At 47.5% G+C, this 19360-nt stretch carries 23 protein-coding genes; 10 read left to right on the forward strand and 13 right to left on the reverse strand.

The window, feature by feature from the left end:
- Positions 1 to 108: 108 nt before the first annotated feature.
- The gene (gene htpX / locus KNO79_RS11695) at positions 109 to 993 is read right to left on the reverse strand and encodes a zinc metalloprotease HtpX (protein WP_074035094.1); all 885 of its coding nucleotides are present in this window, start codon (positions 991 to 993) and stop codon (positions 109 to 111) included.
- 18 nt (positions 994 to 1011) lie between these two features.
- Positions 1012 to 1560: a LemA family protein gene (locus KNO79_RS11700; protein WP_074035096.1), complete on the reverse strand. Its 549-nt coding sequence runs from the start codon at positions 1558 to 1560 to the stop codon at positions 1012 to 1014.
- Between the two features lie 128 nt (positions 1561 to 1688).
- Here KNO79_RS11700 and KNO79_RS11705 point away from each other — a divergent pair, with 128 nt between their 5' ends.
- Complete coding sequence (locus KNO79_RS11705) at positions 1689 to 2873, forward strand: amidohydrolase (protein WP_074035098.1); 1185 nt, start codon at positions 1689 to 1691, stop codon at positions 2871 to 2873.
- A gap of 9 nt (positions 2874 to 2882) precedes the next feature.
- On the opposite strand, the gene KNO79_RS11710 is transcribed toward KNO79_RS11705, so the two are convergent.
- From KNO79_RS11710 to KNO79_RS11730, 5 genes are all read right to left on the reverse strand, one after another.
- Complete coding sequence (locus tag KNO79_RS11710) at positions 2883 to 4211, reverse strand: hemolysin family protein (RefSeq protein WP_031424263.1); 1329 nt, start codon at positions 4209 to 4211, stop codon at positions 2883 to 2885.
- A 91-nt stretch (positions 4212 to 4302) separates the two neighbouring features.
- Positions 4303 to 4776: a DMT family transporter gene (locus KNO79_RS11715; RefSeq protein WP_196431722.1), complete on the reverse strand. Its 474-nt coding sequence runs from the start codon at positions 4774 to 4776 to the stop codon at positions 4303 to 4305.
- Positions 4777 to 4787: 11 nt separating this feature from the next.
- Positions 4788 to 5462, reverse strand: coding sequence for a Crp/Fnr family transcriptional regulator (locus KNO79_RS11720; RefSeq protein WP_074035100.1), 675 nt, complete (start codon positions 5460 to 5462; stop codon positions 4788 to 4790).
- Between the two features lie 14 nt (positions 5463 to 5476).
- Positions 5477 to 5902 (reverse strand): DMT family transporter, encoded by a 426-nt coding sequence (locus KNO79_RS11725; protein ID WP_015880345.1) that lies wholly within the window; start codon positions 5900 to 5902, stop codon positions 5477 to 5479.
- A gap of 109 nt (positions 5903 to 6011) precedes the next feature.
- Positions 6012 to 6671 carry a type 1 glutamine amidotransferase domain-containing protein gene (locus KNO79_RS11730; RefSeq protein WP_031424259.1) on the reverse strand — a complete coding sequence of 220 codons (660 nt, stop codon included), beginning with the start codon at positions 6669 to 6671 and terminating at the stop codon, positions 6012 to 6014.
- Between the two features lie 374 nt (positions 6672 to 7045).
- On the opposite strand from KNO79_RS11730, the gene KNO79_RS11735 reads away from it, so the two are divergent.
- Positions 7046 to 8149, forward strand: coding sequence for a glycerol dehydrogenase (locus tag KNO79_RS11735; RefSeq protein ID WP_214691364.1), 1104 nt, complete (start codon positions 7046 to 7048; stop codon positions 8147 to 8149).
- 17 nt (positions 8150 to 8166) lie between these two features.
- On the opposite strand, the gene KNO79_RS11740 is transcribed toward KNO79_RS11735, so the two are convergent.
- On the reverse strand, positions 8167 to 8634 hold the full coding sequence (locus tag KNO79_RS11740) for a hypothetical protein (RefSeq protein ID WP_214691365.1): 468 nt from the start codon (positions 8632 to 8634) through the stop codon (positions 8167 to 8169).
- 55 nt (positions 8635 to 8689) lie between these two features.
- Entirely contained in the window at positions 8690 to 8908 is a 219-nt protein-coding gene (locus KNO79_RS11745; protein WP_015880340.1) for a hypothetical protein, read from the reverse strand.
- 174 nt (positions 8909 to 9082) lie between these two features.
- Between KNO79_RS11745 and KNO79_RS11750 the strand changes: the two genes are divergently transcribed.
- Both KNO79_RS11750 and KNO79_RS11755 read left to right on the forward strand, forming a co-directional pair.
- On the forward strand, positions 9083 to 9922 hold the full coding sequence (locus tag KNO79_RS11750; RefSeq protein ID WP_159563267.1) for a M15 family metallopeptidase: 840 nt from the start codon (positions 9083 to 9085) through the stop codon (positions 9920 to 9922).
- 76 nt (positions 9923 to 9998) lie between these two features.
- Positions 9999 to 10337, forward strand: a complete 339-nt coding sequence (locus KNO79_RS11755) for an antibiotic biosynthesis monooxygenase (protein WP_074035108.1) — start codon at positions 9999 to 10001, stop codon at positions 10335 to 10337.
- On the opposite strand, the gene KNO79_RS11760 is transcribed toward KNO79_RS11755, so the two are convergent.
- Positions 10317 to 11018, reverse strand: a complete 702-nt coding sequence (locus tag KNO79_RS11760) for a CBS domain-containing protein (RefSeq protein ID WP_074035110.1) — start codon at positions 11016 to 11018, stop codon at positions 10317 to 10319. The two genes, KNO79_RS11755 and KNO79_RS11760, sit on opposite strands and share 21 nt — an antisense overlap.
- Positions 11019 to 11132: 114 nt before the next feature.
- On the opposite strand from KNO79_RS11760, the gene KNO79_RS11765 reads away from it, so the two are divergent.
- Both KNO79_RS11765 and KNO79_RS11770 read left to right on the forward strand, forming a co-directional pair.
- Positions 11133 to 11864, forward strand: a complete 732-nt coding sequence (locus KNO79_RS11765; RefSeq protein WP_159563266.1) for an AzlC family ABC transporter permease — start codon at positions 11133 to 11135, stop codon at positions 11862 to 11864.
- Entirely contained in the window at positions 11861 to 12160 is a 300-nt protein-coding gene (locus KNO79_RS11770) for an AzlD domain-containing protein (protein WP_196431716.1), read from the forward strand. Before KNO79_RS11765 ends, KNO79_RS11770 begins: the two co-directional genes overlap by 4 nt.
- A gap of 34 nt (positions 12161 to 12194) precedes the next feature.
- On the opposite strand, the gene KNO79_RS11775 is transcribed toward KNO79_RS11770, so the two are convergent.
- Both KNO79_RS11775 and KNO79_RS11780 read right to left on the reverse strand, forming a co-directional pair.
- Positions 12195 to 13673 carry an HD-GYP domain-containing protein gene (locus KNO79_RS11775; RefSeq protein ID WP_214691366.1) on the reverse strand — a complete coding sequence of 493 codons (1479 nt, stop codon included), beginning with the start codon at positions 13671 to 13673 and terminating at the stop codon, positions 12195 to 12197.
- A 103-nt stretch (positions 13674 to 13776) separates the two neighbouring features.
- The gene (locus KNO79_RS11780; RefSeq protein WP_214691367.1) at positions 13777 to 15528 is read right to left on the reverse strand and encodes a mechanosensitive ion channel; all 1752 of its coding nucleotides are present in this window, start codon (positions 15526 to 15528) and stop codon (positions 13777 to 13779) included.
- Positions 15529 to 15752: 224 nt separating this feature from the next.
- Between KNO79_RS11780 and mgsA the strand changes: the two genes are divergently transcribed.
- The 4 genes from mgsA to KNO79_RS11800 all read left to right on the forward strand — a co-directional run bounded on the left by mgsA (position 15753) and on the right by KNO79_RS11800 (position 18316).
- Positions 15753 to 16166, forward strand: coding sequence for a methylglyoxal synthase (gene mgsA / locus KNO79_RS11785; RefSeq protein WP_078146039.1), 414 nt, complete (start codon positions 15753 to 15755; stop codon positions 16164 to 16166).
- Positions 16167 to 16210: 44 nt separating this feature from the next.
- Positions 16211 to 17071 carry a hypothetical protein gene (locus tag KNO79_RS11790; RefSeq protein ID WP_078146038.1) on the forward strand — a complete coding sequence of 287 codons (861 nt, stop codon included), beginning with the start codon at positions 16211 to 16213 and terminating at the stop codon, positions 17069 to 17071.
- Positions 17072 to 17182: 111 nt separating this feature from the next.
- Positions 17183 to 17698: a YflT domain-containing protein gene (locus tag KNO79_RS11795; protein WP_078146037.1), complete on the forward strand. Its 516-nt coding sequence runs from the start codon at positions 17183 to 17185 to the stop codon at positions 17696 to 17698.
- A gap of 12 nt (positions 17699 to 17710) precedes the next feature.
- Complete coding sequence (locus KNO79_RS11800) at positions 17711 to 18316, forward strand: YflT domain-containing protein (protein ID WP_214691368.1); 606 nt, start codon at positions 17711 to 17713, stop codon at positions 18314 to 18316.
- Positions 18317 to 18357: 41 nt separating this feature from the next.
- On the opposite strand, the gene KNO79_RS11805 is transcribed toward KNO79_RS11800, so the two are convergent.
- Positions 18358 to 19320 carry a 2-hydroxyacid dehydrogenase gene (locus KNO79_RS11805; protein ID WP_214691369.1) on the reverse strand — a complete coding sequence of 321 codons (963 nt, stop codon included), beginning with the start codon at positions 19318 to 19320 and terminating at the stop codon, positions 18358 to 18360.
- Between the last annotated feature and the right edge of the window lie 40 nt (positions 19321 to 19360).

The following is a 19360-nucleotide window of genomic DNA, read 5'->3' on the forward strand; positions in this document are numbered from 1 at the left end:
TAAAGCGCCGCCTAAACCTATGTATATCTTTTTATTCAACTCATCCACCCCCTTATTTTCCCAGTTCAGTGTAACATAAAGAGCCTGCCGCAACCGGACAGGCTCTGACTACATTTGACGAAGTCGGGAAATGCGTTCGACCGGATCGGGATGTGTTGAGAATAGACCACTCACTTTCTTCTTGAGTGGATCGGAGAAGTAAAGTGGTGCCGAGGCACTCGACGCTTGCTCGACCGGTGTCTCGACGTTCGCAATCTTCTCAAGCGCTGAGGCGAGAGCATCCGGGTTGCGGGTCAGTTCCGCCCCACTCGCATCTGCCAAAAACTCACGATTCCGTGAAATCGCCATATTGATGAGCATCGCGATGAGCGGTGCCAACACCAACAAGACGAGTCCGATGATCAAAAGGATGGGATTCTGGTTTTGATCGCGTCTTCCACCGATACTTCTAAAGAACAGCATGCGCGACCCGATATCGCTCATGATAGCGATGACTGAAACGAGTGCGAGCGTGACCGTCGAGAGTCGGACATCATAATTTTTAATATGCGCGACCTCGTGCGCAATCACCCCTTCTATTTCTTCGCGCGATAATCGATCCAACAGTCCCGTCGTGACGGCGACAGCCGCCTTTTCTGGCTTCAACCCCGTCGCAAATGCGTTTGGCGATGGGTCGTTGATGATAAAGATGCGCGGCATCGGCACTCGCGCGACCATCGCCATGTTTTCGACCGTATGCCATAAAAAGCGGTGCTCTTCCACCGATGTCACTTCTTGCGCCCGATTCATCTTCATGACGATGTTCGTACTCGACATGATGACGATACCGACATAAAACAACGAGAAAATAGGTGTGAAAATTAAACCTGGAACTGCGTCCCCGTAGTTGACGTAGGAAATCGCCGCCCCAACGAGAAGGACGAATAGGACAAACCCTGTGACGATGAAGACCGTCTTCACTTTATTCTTTCGAATCTGTTCATAGAGGAGCATACGCGCCACCTCGATTCATCAAAACGAAACGCGAACGTTCTCGCGCTCTTCGGCACGTGCCTCGAGCATATCGCGCTTTTCGAAATGATGGACGGAAGCGATGATGTTCGTCGGGACCGATTCGATTTTCGTGTTATATTTCATGACCGTATTATTATAGAGCTGGCGCGAATACGCCACTTTGTTTTCTGTCTGCGTCAATTCTTCCTGCAACATCTTGAAGTTCTCATTCGCCTTCAAATCTGGGTACGCCTCACGAAGCGCGAAGAGATTTTTCAGTGCTCCACTCAATTGATCGTTCACTGCCATCTGGTCTTGACGATTCGACTTTTCTCCGAGCTGGTTTCTCAGTTCGACGACCTTTGTAAGCGTTTCTTGTTCATGTTTCGCATAGCCTTTCACCGTTTCGACCAAGTTCGGAATCAGATCATACCGCCGCTTCAACTGTACATCGATTTGAGCCCATGCCTCATCGACCCAATTTCGATATTTGACGAGCCCGTTGTACATCGAAAAATAGATGAGTACAAGCACGACAACCGCTACAATCGCAATAATCCACCCCATGTTGGCACCTCATTTCTTCATTTTCTCCTGTATTAATTCCCTTTACTCGTATAAGATAAGCTTAACTTTCATAACAATTTGTAAATGAATTCATTTCTTGACATGGTAACCACAAAGGAGTGTTCGCAATGATCGTCACGCATGCCGAAGTACGTTTGACCGAGTTGTTCGAAGAAATGGTGTCCCTAAGACGCCATTTTCACCAATATCCTGAACTGTCTTTTCAAGAAGTCGAAACACCAAAGATGATTGCCTCGTATCTCCGTGAACTTGGGATTGAAGTACGTGAGCACGTTGGCGGCAATGGGGTCGTCGGTCGAATCAAAGGCGGTGACGGTCCGACCATCGCATTACGTGCCGATTTTGACGCCCTTCCCATCCAAGATGTGAAAGATGTCCCGTATCGTTCAAAAGTGAACGGGGTCATGCATGCGTGTGGACACGATGCCCACACGGCGACACTTCTCGTTTTAGCGAAAGTATTGACTGAGATGAGCCTTCCAGGAGACGTCGTGTTGATTCACCAGTTCGCAGAAGAATTGGCTCCAGGTGGTGCCAAACCGATGATTGAAGACGGCTGTCTCGACAACGTGGATTATATATACGGTGCGCACATTTGGACGCCACTTCCGTTCGGAACGATTGGCGTGAAAACAGGTCCTGTCATGGCTGCGGCAGATCGCTTTGAATTGACCATTACAGGAAAAGGTGGACATGGCGCGATTCCGCAACATACAGTCGATGCCCTCATGGTTGCCGTGAACGTGGCAAATCATCTCCAACAGGTCGTCAGTCGGCGCATCGATCCGCTCGAACCTGCCGTGCTGACCATCGGTACGCTCCATTCCGGGCAAGCGTTCAACGTCATTGCCGAAGAAGCCAAATTATCGGGTACCGTGCGTACATTCACTCGGGAGACGCAAGAAAAAATCATCTCCGATATGGAGCGGATCATTCGTTCCGTCTGTGAAGCGAGCGATGCTGATTATGAATTGGAGTATATAAAAGGATATCCTGCTGTCGTGAATCATGTGACCGAAACGGAACTCGTCCGTGAGAGTGCGGTGGAGGTCGTTGGTGCAGACGGTGTCATTGAGATGGCACCACTTATGGTCGGGGAAGATTTCGCTTATTATGTCGAGCACGTTCCTGGTAGCTTTTTCTTCACAGGAGCAGGAAATCCCGAGCTCTCCGCAATCTTTCCGCATCATCATCCCCGCTTCGACGTGGATGAACGAGCGATGTTGCACACAGCCCAAGTCTTGTTAGGAGCTTTACGACGAACGTGGATGACACACGAAAAAGAGGGCTGATGCATCGCATCAGTCCTCTTCAGTAATTGGTTCTTTTAATTCTGAAACAAGCACTTGGTCGACACGCTTTCCGTCCATATCCACGACTTCAAAGCGAAGACCATAGGCTTCGACCACATCGCCTCGTTTCGGAAAATCACCGAGTGCGTAAATGACGAGTCCTGCGAGCGTATGATAGGAGTTGCGCCCTTCATCGAATCGGTCATCCCGAATCTCGAACGTTCGCTTCAAATCCTCGATCCCGAGTAACCCATCCGCCAAATATGATCCATCTTCACGACGTACCACTTCCGGTGTATCCTCTTCAATCATCACCTCTCCGACGATTTCTTCTAAAATATCGAACAAGGTGACCATGCCAAGGAATCCGCCGTATTCATCTAAAACAAAGGCGATTTCGACGCCATTTTTCTGCATCATTTGAAGCACCTGGCTCGCCTCTCGCTGTTTTGGAACGATGAGCGGCTGTTTGATGCGCTTCAAAATCTGTGACGGCTCACGCAGTGTCGGCAACGTCAAGATGTCACGTACGTCGATGTACCCGACAAAATCGTCAAGCGAGTCGCGTCCAACCGGTAACTTGTTATGTTTACTTTCATAGATCGATTTCTTCATATCGTCCATGTCATCTTCTAAGTCGACCCATTCGAGCGTCGTCCGTGGTTGCATGAGCTCATAAATCAATTGATCATGAAACGCAAAGACACGTTCGACTTGTCGAACTTCTTCATGAGCGAACTGCCCTTGCTGGGCGCCTTCAAACAAGAGTTGTTTGATCTCGAGCTCAGTCTCCCCACTCGTCTGTTCCGCCTTCAACCCTAACAATTTGAACAAAAAGAGTGTCGATTTCGATAAAATCCAAATGAACGGTTTCATCACTTTACTGAATAAATCGAGCGACGGAATGATTGCCATCGTTACTTTTTCAGGCGAGACGAGCGCAATCCGTTTCGGGACCAATTCACCAATGATGAGCGACAGATACGTAATAATCGTAACGACGGCCACATAAGCAACGGTTCCGGCATACTGCGTACTCATTCCGGCTTGTTCAAATGCCGATGCGAGCGGTGCCGAGAAGCGTGCGCCCCCGTATGCCCCGTTAATAATCCCAATCAATGTGATTCCGACTTGAACGGTCGACAACAAATCTGTCGGGTCTTTCGAATAATGAAGCGCAATCTTGGCACTTCGTTTTCCTCGATTTGCTTCAACCTCAAGTTTTGCAGGTTTCGATGAGATGAGCGCAATTTCTGTCATCGCAAAAATCCCGTTCAACACAATCAAAAACAAAACAATCAACAAATCAATCACTATGGAAGAATCCACTTTTTTCATCACCTCAGCTAATTTTTAAAGCATACTGCTTCATTTTATCAAAAAATCGTTACCAACCTGTACCCGTTTTGCTCAGAAAAATAGCCACTCCTCAAGAAGTGGCTTCGTTGACAGCTTGTTTGGCGATAGCCGCCGTCTGAGACTGTTTAAAGAGAATGACCCCGACAAGCAAGATGGTGAGCCCTACAATTTGTCCGGCCGATAACGTGATTTGAGGCATCCCGAAGGCGCCATATAAATCGACGACTAACGCCCAAATGAGTTGTGACACGAGAATGAGTGACACAGACAATGTGGGTCCGAGTAACTGGATGCTGCGCATGACACAGTACACGACCCCGACCCCAAGCAAACCACCAAGCCAATAGATCGGCGACAAGTCACGTAATCCAGCAAGGTTTCCTCCAAATAATAACAACGGGATGATGGATCCGACCAAACCAACGATAAAGACCAATACGGTGGTGGCCCAAGCCCCTAAATTTATGTTCATTTTCGCGTTGACCGCCGCCTGTACACTAATAAATGCCCCAGCCACAGCCGAACAGATGATACCAAAAATCATATAACCCCTCCTTACTCATAAAACATGCCGTTCGCACGTTCTTTCAATCGCTCACTATTTAAAATGATGACTTCTTTTCTCGTTCGTTTGACCAATCCTTCATCCACGAATGCCTGCAACGTTCGGTTCAAGTGACGATAACTCGTCCCTAGCCACTCTGCGACTTCTTTACGCTTCAGTTGACTCATCTCCGCTTGAAACAGTTCATTCCCTGATTCACTGAGTGAAATCAAGTAACCGGCCAAGCGCTCTTCTAAAGTCGACATGAGATGATTCGACGAGGCGTTCGCCTCAATGAATAATTTTTCGGACACGCCTCGTAACAGATGCTCCGTGAATTCGACCGTTCGATTATATCTTCGAAGCGCCTCGAAAGGGATGCGCAGACATGTTACGGGACCAACCGCTTCAACCGTATGCAATACATTGCGCCCGCTCGCATATTCGATATCTCCAATCAATGTTGGAGCAGCCTTCAGACGCAACAATCGCAATTTCCCTTCTTCACTGAGCGTATAAATTTTGACACGCCCTTCAAGGACGACGAATAAAGATTCGATGTGCTGATCGTTCGAACATAACATGGTCCCAGACGCATATGTCACCACGGACGAAGACTCAAGCGTTTCATTCGAAAACAGATGATTCCACTGCAATCGTTTCAGTGCATCCATAATATCCATCATGTAAAGTGAACTCCTTAAGAAAATGTATAGATTCCGATTCCAACAACCATCAAGACGAGTCCCATGACCTGTCCCGTGTTCATCGGTTTCCGTTTGACACCAAACCAACCATTCAAATCGATGATGAAGGCTCCTACTAATTGTGCCACAAGCAATACACAGATTGCCCATGTGACCCCTAGTTGTTGAATCGCCGTCAATTCGCCGAAGACAACGAATACACCGAACAATCCTCCTAAACTATAATACCAAGGTACGCGCTTGAAGGCTGTCATGTCCGCATCTCGCTTGAAGAAGTAAATCGCAAGTGCCAACAGAAGTCCGACAAAATGAACGATGGTGACGGACATCCATGCGCCTACCGCATCTCCTAGTTTTGCATTAAAGATTCCTTGAAGGGCGATGAACGTCCCTGATAAGATGGCAAATAAAATTCCCATGTCATTCCCCTTTCTCTCCGTCTGACTTTACGAAAAGAAAGAAGACTTGAATAGGACATATGTCCAAACACTAAAAAGCAACTTCGACATTCGAAGTTGCTTCACACGATTATCCGAGTAGCTTAACAAGTTCTTTCCCGACCGCTTCAGAAGACTGAGGGTTCTGACCAGTGACGAGACGTTCGTCAACCGCCACGTTCACCGCCCAGTTGTCAGCTCCCTTGAACTGCCCGCCTTGATTGCGTAGTCCTGTTTCAAGCAAGAACGGGACGGCAGAATCAAGCTGCATCTCTTTTTCTTCTGCATCGGTGAACCCTGTCACCTGTTTATCTTTAACGAGTGGCTCGTCGTTGCTGAGTTTCACATTGACCAATCCAATTGGTCCGTGACAAACTGCCCCGACAATATTCCCACTTTCGTATACGTTGCGAATGACACGTTGTAACGTTTCATTTCCTGGGAAATCAACAACTGTCCCGTGACCTCCCGGTAAGAAGATTGCATCGTACGACTCGTCTGCGACTTGATCGAGACGGGCTGTATCTTTGAGCAATTCCCGTGTATTGAGAATGTCTTCTGACAAACCATCTTCTAAACTATTCGCATCGATTGGCACGTCTCCACCTTCGATACTCGCGACCGTCACTTTATACCCTTCTTTTTCGAACAATAAATAAGGAACGGCAAACTCTTCAAGCCATAATCCCGTTGCATGACCATTTGATAATTGATTTGCTGACGTTGTGACAATCAGTACATGTTTCGACATACTCAATTCCTCCTTCAAGAAAATCAACATACGACTCTACTGTTCCCGATTAATCATCTGTTAAACCCGATGACCTGTTCCCACACGACAAGGTATATCTTTTTTTGACCTGGTGATTTATTCAACCTCCCTTTTTCTCACCACATCCTATACTGAAGAGGAATCGCAATTCCAACCCATGAAGGAGACGTGTGCTATGACGAAACGAATGAACGATTGGGGATTTCTCATTGTCGTCGCCATCATCATCCTATTACTTGTGCTCGGTCAGCTGCCGTTCTTCATGTAATCTTCACGAACATTCTTTACCAACTGTAGTATGATGAGCTTGTAAGCACTTACATTAAACCCGATATGAAAGGATGGAGTTCACTATGTCAGAACGCATTTTCATCAGTCCGGCCAAGTATGTGCAAGGGAAACAAACGATTGATCGCATCGGAGAGTTTGTCGCTCACTTCGGTTCAAACGCGTTACTTATCGCGGATGACGTCGTATGGGAGTTGATTGGCGAACGGGTGACCCAGTCTCTGCAAGCGAGTCAGCTCAAAGCGACGAAAGCTGATTTCGTCGGAGAAGCGTCGAAGCACGAAATCACTCGAATCGCTACAGACGCTAAGAAGCATGAAACAGCGTTTGTTATCGGTCTCGGCGGTGGGAAAACGCTCGATACAGCAAAAGCGGTCGCAGATGAATTGGATGCGCGTATCGTCATTGTACCGACCATCGCCTCTACGGATGCACCGACGAGCGCATTGTCGGTCATATATACAGATGAAGGCAATTTCGAAAGCTACCGTTTCTATAAAAAGAATCCGGATCTCGTCCTTGTGGATACGGAATTGATTGCACAAGCACCGCCACGCTTCTTAGCGTCAGGTATTGCCGATGCATTGGCCACGTGGGTGGAAGTGCGAAGTGTCCTGGCATTCGGAGGCAAGACGATGGCTGGCGGTGTCCCGACACTTGCGGCGGAGGCGATTGCCGAACGGTGTGAAGAGGTTCTATTCACATATGGGATTCAAGCGTATGAAGCTGTGAAAGCAAAAGTCGTCACACCTGCGCTTGAAGCCGTTGTGGAAGCCAACACCTTATTGAGCGGGCTCGGCTTTGAAAGTGGTGGCTTGGCTGCAGCCCATGCCATTCACAATGGATTCACCGCACTTGAAGGAGACATCCACCATTTGACGCACGGTGAAAAAGTTGCATTTGGAACACTCGTGCAACTCGCACTCGAAGGACGCCCTCAAGAGGAGTTCGAACACTATGTCGCCTTTTATATGGCACTCGACTTACCGGTCACACTTGAAGATATCAAATTGAAAGATGCATCTCGAGACGATATCTTGAAGGTCGGGAAAGCGGCCACGGCAGATGGCGAAACGATTCATAGCGGTTTCGATGTTACACCTGAAGAAGTTGCTGACGCCATTATCGCTGCGGATCGCTATGCACGTCTTTATAAAGAACACCTATAAAAACAGCGAGACGAAGCTCAAACGGCTTCGTCTCGCTGTTTTTTGTTCAGGAAGAATGATGAGAGAATTCCGACTCCCATACAACTGACCGTCAAAAGGAAGAACGTCAGCTGGTTCATATAGATGATATTCGTGAACTGGTTCCATCCTTCTGCGTACGACTCATTGGCTGATAAACGAATCCCTTCTCGAAGAGACGTCGCCTGTGATTGGTTAGTCATCCAAGCTATACCGGCCATGACGAAACTTCCGATCGCTAAACTGACCTTTCCAAACGGTCGCACGGATGCGACGACTCGATGTGTCAAACGAACGGTGATCCAAATAAACAACAACAGAAACGGCCATCCAATTAAGAGAACAATCCAGTAAAGATTCCCTTCACTCGGTGTTTCCGAGTAAGGGGTCGTCATCACTTCACCAAGTTTAAAGATTCCGAACGTGATCAACGTCACGATAAACCATGCTTTTATCAATTTCTCCATCTCAACACCTCGTCCTCAGTATAGCAAAAACACCGTATGCGTCTGCACACAGTGTTTAGTCTTTCGGTCGGACGACGTAATAAATCAAAATGACGAGCCACGTCCACACTCCTGTGAAAATCCCGATAATCCCGACGATGAAGAATCCGAGCGGAATCATCGATTTCGTTCGATTATAGTCCTTCCACATATTCGATAGCCCTTTAATATTAAAGTATAAAAAGGCAAAGAATAGGACGAGCAATAAGAGCGGTAACCCAATTAAAGCTTCCATTCGCTCACTCCTCTCTACGATCTCATTCGTTATCTTTATTGTATCGGATTTCATGCTCACCTTCATCGGGCCCTAGGCGTATCCTCTTCCGACCTGTGGGCGGATAAAAGATGTGCACTCTTTCAGAAAAAAGGGAAAAGGAACATCATCTAACTCTCGAGGAGGCGTTTTGCCATGAAGTCCTTGCGTATCTTGATCATTTGTTTGCTGTTGTTTCAAGTGTCGCCGGTGACAGCGGCATCCTCGTCCCCACAACCAGGTTATACGATTAAAACGACGTATTTGTACGGTCGTGCCATGCAATCTTCTCCAATTCTTAAGACGCTACGAACGAACGTCCCGGTCCGCTACACGACCTATAACCGGAGCTGGTCGAACGTCTATATCGGAAATACGAAGTACTTCACTCCCTCTGCCAACTTGAAAGCCGGCATCCCTAAAATGCCTTCTGCAGACCGTTTACGACTAGTCAACAAGGCGAATGCACTCCCGTCCACTTACCGTTCCCCACAACTTGTCACATTAACCATTCCAACTGTTTATCAAAAAGGGAGTGAACGGACCTTGATGACAGCGGAAGCAGCATACGCTTTGGCTAAACTATATTACGCCGGTCGGAAGCAAGGTCATACGTTATACGCCCTTAGCGCCTACCGATCTTACTCGACACAAAAGTCACTCTATGCCTATTACGTCAACACACGTGGGGTCGCATATGCTTCAAAATATGTGGCACGTCCCGGTCATAGTGAACATCAAACGGGTCTCGCCGTTGATATGACGAGTCAACGCATGCGTCTAGGCCTATATGAATCCTTCGACCGATCGCCTGAAGGGAAATGGATGCTTCAAAACGCCCATCTCTATGGATTTATCGTCCGCTATCCAAAAGGAAAAGAGAAAATCACGGGATACAATTACGAACCTTGGCATTTGCGTTATGTCGGTGTCACTGAAGCGACGATGATGAAGCAGAAGAACTGGGCGTTCGAAGAATGGTGGAGCAAACGTTGAGTGAGCATCCTTTTTCAGGCATTTCCCTGTTCACGTTATAATGGAGTCATCTTATTCGTATAGGGGGAAATGTGGGATGTGGATTGTGATGAACAAACTAGACGTTGAAAAAGGAAAGGCCGACGCGGTCAAAGCACGCTTCGAAACGACTAAAGGAATCGAAGCGATGGATGGCTTTGTCCGTATGCAAGTGTTGACGGATACGTCTGATGAGGCGATGGATCATGTCGTCATCATGACCACGTGGCGTGATGCAGACAGCTTTGAGAACTGGCGCGACAGCAATGCTTATAAGCACGCCCATAAGAAACGTGATGACGGGACTTCAGAAGTGAAACCAATCGTCCTCGGCAACACCGTTACCCAATATGAGGTCGCCATTGAACATCTCGCCTCAACGGAGCGCGTTCAATAAATCTTGAGGACGGATGATGCCGAGTAGCGGTTCATCCGGATTTCCGGTCTCTGTAATCAGAAGGGCGTCATATCGTGCGCCCTCTTTCATTTGCGTAAAGCAGTGCTGTGCCTCGATTACGGTCGCATCCTTTCGAATGAATCGATACCGGTGCATATGCGGATCGTGGTGGAGCACGTGCTTCACCCGAACTCCTTTGAGTGACAAGTTGGGCCCGTCGATTGTTTCGGCTAGCCAACTGGTCACTCCTTTTTTCGTCAACAGTCCGCGCCAAGACCCATTGTCATGATATACAGGGAATTGCGAATAATTTTTATCTCGAATCTCCCGGAGTACTTCCGTCAAAAAATCTTCCGACTGAAACGTCACCACCGATTTCGCAAATAATGGAATGACGAGACGTGGATGAAGGAGCTCTCGCTCTACTTCTAAAATCAATGCAACAAGCGACTCGTGTGGCTCCGCGATAATAAAATCAGGTTCACGCCGCTCATGGACGATGGCATTTCGTAGTTGACTCATCTGATGTAAATCTTCTTTATACCGGTCGATGATTGGATTTTGTTTCGCTAACCGATTCACCATGTTACTAAAACTGAAATGTTGCCCATCTCCCATCTCTCGACTCAAGTAGTCCTCGATTCGATGATAGGATGCCAAAAATTCTTCAGCACGACTCATGTAATCACCCTCCTTAACGATACATGTATACCCTCTTTTTTATCATTTGAGCAGGAAACCGTTTATTCATCCCGAATGACATAGAAATCATCTTAATTATGGAGGAGGGCTATCATGGCGACTTCGATTCATCCCACATCACCAACTTCACCGCAACCCACGTTTCGCGCAGGACTACGCGCCGGCATTCCCGTCGCCATCGGATATATCCCGATTGCGATTGCCTTCGGTCTTTTGGCACAATCTTTCAACTTGCCGAATGCTATCACATTATCGATGTCCTTTTTGATCTTTGCCGGGGCAAGTCAGTTCATTACGGTACAACTTCTGATGGCCGGTTCGATGTATTGGGAAATCATTTTGACGACGTTCATTCTAAACTCTCGCCATTTTTTAATGTCCGCCTCACTATCCCAACGGATTGAGAGTACATCTCGAAGACTATTGGCTACCATCGCGTTTGGTGTGACCGACGAAACGTTCAGCATCGCCTCTACTCGTCAAGAGGCCCGTTCCGGTATGTTCGTGCTCGGGTTGAATACAATCGCATTTCTTGCTTGGAATGTCGGGACGTGGATGGGGGTCTTCCTCGCCTTCGGTCTTCCAAGCACATTACAGGCGAGTATGGGGATTGCGCTATATGCGATGTTCATCGGGTTACTCGTTCCATCATTAACGACTCGTCCTGTCTTCGTCGTAGCAAGCTTAGCTATCATTATTCAAGCCATACTCCATTGGGTCATCACCCCGTTCTTCTCAATCTCAGATGGGATTCGAATCATCGTCGCGACCGTTGTCGCAGCCGGAATCGGTGCTTTCGTATTTAAGGAGGAAGAGGTCACATGATATCGTTGTTTCTACTCGTTCTAGGATTGGCACTTGTCACGTATATCCCTCGCCTCGTCCCGCTACTCTGGCTAAAGGAATTGGCGTTACCGGCATATATGAAACGATTTCTTTCCTTCATCCCGTATGCGGTACTGGCTAGTTTGATTTTTCCGGGCGTCCTATCCTCCACCACCACCACCTCGTCTGCCTTATTCGGAGGAGTGGTAGCCACTTTCCTGGCGCTACTACGGGTCAACCTCGTCGTTGTCGTCATTGGAGCTGTATTCGGGGTATATGCCTTTCAAACTATATGACAAAGGAGCGGCACACGAGGTGCTGCTCCTTTTCTTATGCTGATATGCCCTGACGACGAAGCTGGACGAATACGTCCACAAATTCCGCGTCCCATTGTGTTCCCCGACCGCTCTCCAATATGGAAAGCGCCTTTTCCACTGGCATCCCTGACCGATAGGGTCGATCTGATGTCATGGCATCATAAGCATCGGCAATCGCCATGATTCTTCCGAATAACGGAATGTCGACCGCATGTAAGCGGTCCGGGTATCCTTTCCCATCGATTCGTTCGTGGTGCGATCGAACTCCGGCTAAAATCGGTTGAAGCGATGCAGGTAAATGAATTTGACTCAAAATATGGATGCCAATGGTCGGATGTTCTTGAATTTTTGAAAACTCTTCGTCTGTCAGCTTCCCTTCTTTTAGTAGGACGTCATCTCGAATTCCAATTTTCCCGATGTCATGTAGAAGTGCCGACTTGTTGAGTAAATCGACTTGTGCATGCGGTAAGCCAATGGCGCGAGCAAGCTCAACGGAATACATCGCGACACGCTCCGAATGACCTGCTGTGTAGGGATCACGTGCATCGAGCGTTGCTGCGAATAAAATGAAGAGACTGTCTAACAGCTGTGCGTTTTCTTGTTCACGAGCAGTTACCGTCTCAACCATTTGATTGAATCCCCCAATCAGTTGGGCGAACTCATCTAAGTACGGATTCTCGATTTTCTGAAGTTGTCCCGACTCCATCTGTTCGATGCCGGACGTCAAAAATCCAATCGGACGTTTGATGTTGTCATAGAGTAAGAAACTGCATAACACCGCAATTCCGACGATGATGACAAGAATCACGAGCGCCCAATTCCAATACGTATCCGTTCGAGTCGAAGTCGACAATTGGACACTCGACGCCAACATGAACAACATGATGGGAAAGATACCCGTAATGAGCATACTGATCAATAATTTAGTTCGGACACTAAATGATCGATACGTTGCATGAATAGGCAGATGATAAAGTTCGAGATGCCTTTCTTTCATGTATACAAGTAATGGCTCAACCGATCGAACCGTCAAAAAATATTCAATCAAGGCATGTAGTACCGCAATCATGACGGCCCCGATTGCAGCCAAGCCGATCAAACGATAAGGTAAGTCAATCCACCCCATCTGAATAAAAACGGCGGTTAAACCAATTGACGGGATGGATAATCCAAACAAATGAGGACCTAAAATCCGTTGCACCGTTAAAATCGGGAATCGACTCGCTTGTTCGAATGCCGACGTCAATTCGTCAATCGATGGGGATTCGATCATAAAAAGCTGTCGTATCGGTCGAATGTGGCGACGGTATAAGAGTAGTTCTGAGAAAATCATAACTATCCCTGACCCCAACATGATGCCTAACAGTAGTAAAATCTCTCGAATGGACAGGTCAAGCGTTTGAAAAATAAAGACACCACCTACTCCAAAGACGGCCAAACCTGAGCCGATGATATAGTTCATCACGAGCGTCCGTTGAAAACGTTCAAACATTCCCCTCACCCCTACACTCTTTTCTTTTACTATCGACCAGATTTATGCTTGAGTTGAACACAAAAAAACGGATCTCCTTGTAGGAGACCCGTTCAAGCATCGATTATGGGCGTAACGGACCATCGTTATCATCAAGTGATCGATTGTCCTGATCCGGAGTGATGTTTTCATGGAACGGATTCGGTTCCGGTCCATCAACATGGTCAACTTTTGGATTTTGAACATCTCGCTTCAACTCGTGTTTCGATTGTTCCGCTTCATGTTTCGACTGCTCCACGCCTTGCTTCGCTTGTTGTTTTGCAGCTTCCGCTTCGCGGCTCATCTGTTCTTTCTCCTGCTCGAGACCTTCTTTTGAAACTTCCGTTTCATCAATGCGTCGCTCTGCCTTTTTCAAATAACGTGCAGCCGTCTCGCGACCACCAAGACCGAAAGCAAGACCGAAGGCAAGGGCAACAGCTCCAAGAATAAGAAGGAATGCTGTATTGACAATCATCGGTGCGATGCCGAGCTGACTAATTGCCATGAAGAAGACGAGTCCGAGAATCGCATACTTCGCTACGTAGCGAAGCGCACTCGGTTGTCCAGCTCCATCAACAAGTACACTTCCAACTAATCGCTCTGCCATGTTCGCCAACCAGAATCCGACTGCCAAGATGATGAGTGCTGCAATGACCATCGGCAAGTAAGCAAAGATGGCTGTCGCGAGGGATGCCATGAACTCAAGATTCGCGACTTGAAGCGCTTCGGATACGAAGAGCAAGATCACGATTACTTGGACAATGACACCGACCACTTGGGCAATTGACATCGAAGACGCACGTTCCCCGAAGCCCATTTTTTGAGCCAACGAGTTGACGCCAAGATTTTCAAGAAGTGATACAACGACCCCTTTCAACCATTTTGCAACGAACACCCCGACGAGGACGAGGACGATTGCAACGAGAATGTCTGGAATCATGACAAGGACATCATTGAGCATCGCAATCGCCGGTTCCGAGATCCCTCGAATATCGAGCGCCTCAAGCGCCGAAATCGTCACCGGAATCATGATGAAGATGAAGACGATTGTACCGATTGCCTTCGCAAGACTCGATCCTTTCACGTAATCAGATAGATGGAATCGCTCTGCCAAGCGATCTAGTCCTGCAGCTTCGAGGAATTTCGTCAAAATGTCGCGAACAATCTTCGCCACCACATACCCGATTGCGAAAATGAGCGCTGCTGCGACAAGTTTCGGAATGAACCCGAGGAAATTGTTCAATAAATCTTCGAATGGTCCGCTGACCCCACGAAGTCCAAGGGCGTCAAGTACAGCCGGTAATGCCAATAAGAGCACGAGATAGAAGACGATGTTCGCGACCGTGTCGACCCATTTCGTTTGGTTGACGCTTGTCGACTCTTGCCCCGTTTTTTCCATCAACTTGCTCAAATTCAAACGATGTCCCGCCATTTGAATCCCTTTTTTCAACAGGGTAGCGATGACCCAGGCAACGAGTAAAATCAAGCCGGCTTTGATGACACCGATAATCAATCCAGAGAATCCTTCATAAATCTGACTGAATGGTTCCGTAATGGCTGGAACGTTCATGAATTCAAAGATAATCAGGAATGCGAGGAGTAATACCCCAAAGAACACGACTTTTCCGATAATGCGTTCAGGGGTCCACTTTTCTCCTTTCTCCTCATTTTTTTTGATACCGGCCCGCTCATCGAGTCGTGCCTTCTTCAATGCTTTACGTGTCACGTTTTCCAATACTTTCGCCAAGATATAACCGACTACGAGAATAACAATTGCCAGCAAAAGCTCTGGTAGCCATGACATGAACGTATTGAAGTTATACGTTGTGTTGTTCATCGAATCTTCCTCCTTTTTCACATGAAATGATTGTTTTTATTTAACAGTGCTATTTCATACATACCTATATTTCAAAATCATCAAACCTGAAGTGTAAGTCAATTCGTTTACATGACTATTACGATTCATTGGAAATGGGTACGTTAGTTTAAGAGAGAAATCGTGCCAAATGAAGTCAAATATGATACGAATAACAAGAGACGTCATGTTAGGAGGAATTTAGGATGAATATCGCTTTAGTGGCTCACGACAAGAAGAAAGATGATTTAATCGTCCTCATTAAAACTTACACCCATATACTAAAGAAACATCAGTTGTTTGCGACCGGTACAACGGGTAAGCGAATCGCTGAAGCGACCGGCTTGCCTGTCCATTGCTTCCGATCCGGACCGCTTGGAGGGGACCAAGAAATCGGTGCTGCCGTCGCACGCGGGGAGATGGATATGATCATCTTTTTCAGAGACCCATTAACTGCTCAACCTCATGAACCGGATGTGAGCGCATTGATGCGTCTTTGTGACGTCTACTCCATCCCGCTTTCGACAAATATGGGTGGAAGCGAAATTTTGATTCGAAGTATCGAGCAAGGTGATTTCGAGTCACTTAAACTTTCTCATAACGACGAACCTCCGGCTTGACCATGACAAACTGAGAAAGGAGAGGAATCTCCCTGGAACCGAATATGATTCACGATCCGAACGTCCAACAGTTCTTTAACGACGTGCGCCAGCGCCTCATCGAACTACTTGGAAATGAGGCAGAAGCGGATCGCCATCTACTCGCACTTGCTGGATATATCCGGCATGCAGAGAAAAGTGGTCAGTCGCTCGAAAGTCTTTTAAACCAAGATCCTCAGGAATACGCTCGTTTCCTCATTGAACAACCCGAAACAAATGAAGAATATCGTCGACGCTATCACGTGTTGATTGATGCCTCGGATGAATTAAAACCTCATGAAAAAGCGCAAGCAAACCGGGAATTCGATTGGGCCGTCAATCAATTGGACGAAGCCAAGCTTTCGTTAAAAGAAATCGAAGTGCGCGACCTTGCCTTCCTCGCCTACACAAAAATTGAAGCACTCAAATCGTCTCGTACGATTTGGAACCGCTTCGGCTGGCTACTAGGTATGATTTTGGCATTTGCCTACGCCAACTTACTGCTCGTGATTGACGATGTCTTTAGCGGTCGACTATTCACCGCCCCCATGTCGACGTATCCAATTGATTATCTGGCCTTCCTGTTACCCGTCCTCGTGACCGGTGCTATCTTCGGCATATTGACCCGTTTTCGACATTACATCCAGACGCTCGGTCGGCGTATTGCGTTCGCCTTGCTCATCGTTGTCGTCTACATCATGTCTATCTTTCTGATTCAACCGCTCTTAATGACAATTGGTTGGTCATTCATCATTCAGTTGACCCCACTCTACGCGCTCATTTTAATGGCGATCAGTGGCTTTATGGCCATCTGGACATTAATCGAGTTCGTCTGGAAGAGTACACGTTGTTCTCTCGGAGACGATACGCTCATGCTTTATTACTAACCACGCCACTCCTCTTAGGAGATGGCGTTTTTTGTTTCGATTATGGCGAGAACGGAAATTACTCCTATTGTGACGCTTGTTTTAGATTGGAAATTCTAAAGGGGGTATTCGATGTCAGAACGAAAAATGATTGGCCTGTTCCAGACAGAACAGGAAGTCATGCACAAAGTGGAAGAGCTGAAAGCTGCAGGGGAAGCTGAAAAAAATATGCATGTTGTCGCCAAGCGGGACGGGGAAATTTCTGCGTTACGTGACCACACGGATGTAAATGCCGAGTCCGGTATCCGTGACGTCAATTGGCTTGACCGTGTCAAAGCATTCCTACACGGAAGTGACCGCATTCGTGATGAGTTACGGAATATGGGGCTAAACGATGCCGAAGCGGAACAGTATTATGATGCAATCGATGAAGGACAAATTTTACTCTACATCGATCGACACTCGTACGACCGCTATCCGAACATGTATAAAAAAGACAGTGAGCTCGATCATGATAAAGGGGAAAAAGCGGATGGGATCGCCTTTGACGCGAAACCATTTAACGATCACGACGAGAATCCACGTGGTACAAAGGATGATCCGATTGTACGCGGTCATTCTGGATTAGAAGATCATCGCCGATTATAAGGAGGAACGACTATGAATGAGAAACGATTTATCAGCATGCACGACACGCAGGATGCAGCACTTGGGAAAATCGAGGAGTTGCGAGCGAAAGGTTATGAAGACTCACACATTTATGTCGTCACAAAACATGAAGACAACGTTTCGATTTTGAGACGTGATACAGATGTTCATACGGAAGCGACCCATCAAGCGAGCTGGTTCGATAAGGTTCGGGCGTTCCTCAGCGGTCATGAAGACGTGCACGCTGGTCTACGCAACATGGGACTGAGCGAAGAGGAAGTAAAACGTCACTATGACGATGTAGAAGCCGGGAAAATCCTCGTTTATGTGGATGAAGACTTTGAACGTCGTCATCAAGACGGGGTGACAGTCGATTCGAAACCATATCAAGACGCATCATCGACTCATCTCGGTAGTCATACTGACGATGGATTGGAAATCGACTCAAAACCTTACCGTGAGGCTCAGACCGTCGACCCAAGCCATCCCGTAGACCCGGAGCAAGATAGACTGGATAAAGAAACGAAGAATCCAGATCGCGAGGAAAAACTACGTGGTCTCGATGATCGTGCTTATCGAAATGACGTAGAAGATCCGGATAATATCCGACGTTTCTAACATAGTAACAAAGAGCCTGACGCACCCGCGTCAGGCTCTTCTTACGTCAAACGATTCTTCGGTTCTTTCCCTTCGAGCACATTTGTGATGGCATCTCGATTCAATGCCATCATCGCCAGACGTGTCCGAATCGTTGCACTCCCGATATGCGGTAATGTCGTCACGTTCGGAAGCGTCAATAATGGATGACCGAGGTCGATTGGTTCTTTTGTGAATACGTCTAATCCCGCTCCCCAAATCTTCCTCGCTTTAAGTGCTTCATATAGCGCCTGTTCATCGATGATTTCTCCACGAGCCACATTGATGAAAATGGATGTTTCCTTCATCTTGGCAAACTCTTTAGCCCCGAGCATTCCCCGTGTCTCGTCCGTGAGCGGTGCGAGAACGACGACGAAATCGGATTGTGTCAATAGTTCATCGAGTTCCGCATAGGTGAAGCCATACATCGACTCCGACTCATGTCGCCGTGTCCGGTTATGGTATAGAACTTCCATGTCAAATCCTCTTGCCCGACGTGCGACCGCTTCACCGATTCGCCCCATTCCGATGATACCCAATTTCGCTTGATAAAGGTCCATCCCGACGTAGCCCATCGGCAGCCAGGACTTCCACTCCCCGGCGCGCAAGTCACGTTCCGCCTCTCCGAGACGTCGTGCCGTCATCATCATGAGACCAAACGTCAAATCTGCTGTCGTTTCCGTCAAGACATCGGGTGTGTTGGTGACGATGACGCCATTCTCTTTCGCTGCGTTCAAATCGATATTGTTATATCCGACCGCCAAATTGGAGACGACCTCTAAATGTGTGGCACGCTCAAACACTTCACGGTCAATCGTGTCGCTGAGCATGGTCCAGAGCGCATGCGCAGATGACGCTTCTTCTAAAAGAACCTCTCGCGGCACACTTTCCCCTTCATGCTTCCACATGCGCACATCGTATTGATCGCGAAGCGGTTCGACTGCCTCTTCTGGCAAGCGACGCGTAATATAGATTCGCTTTTTCATTTTTCTCCCCCTCTCTACACTTACTTGTAGTCTAACAAAT

The sequence above is a fragment of the Exiguobacterium sp. s43 genome, from assembly GCF_018617255.1.
Taxonomy (GTDB): Bacteria; Bacillota; Bacilli; order Exiguobacteriales; family Exiguobacteriaceae; genus Exiguobacterium; species Exiguobacterium profundum.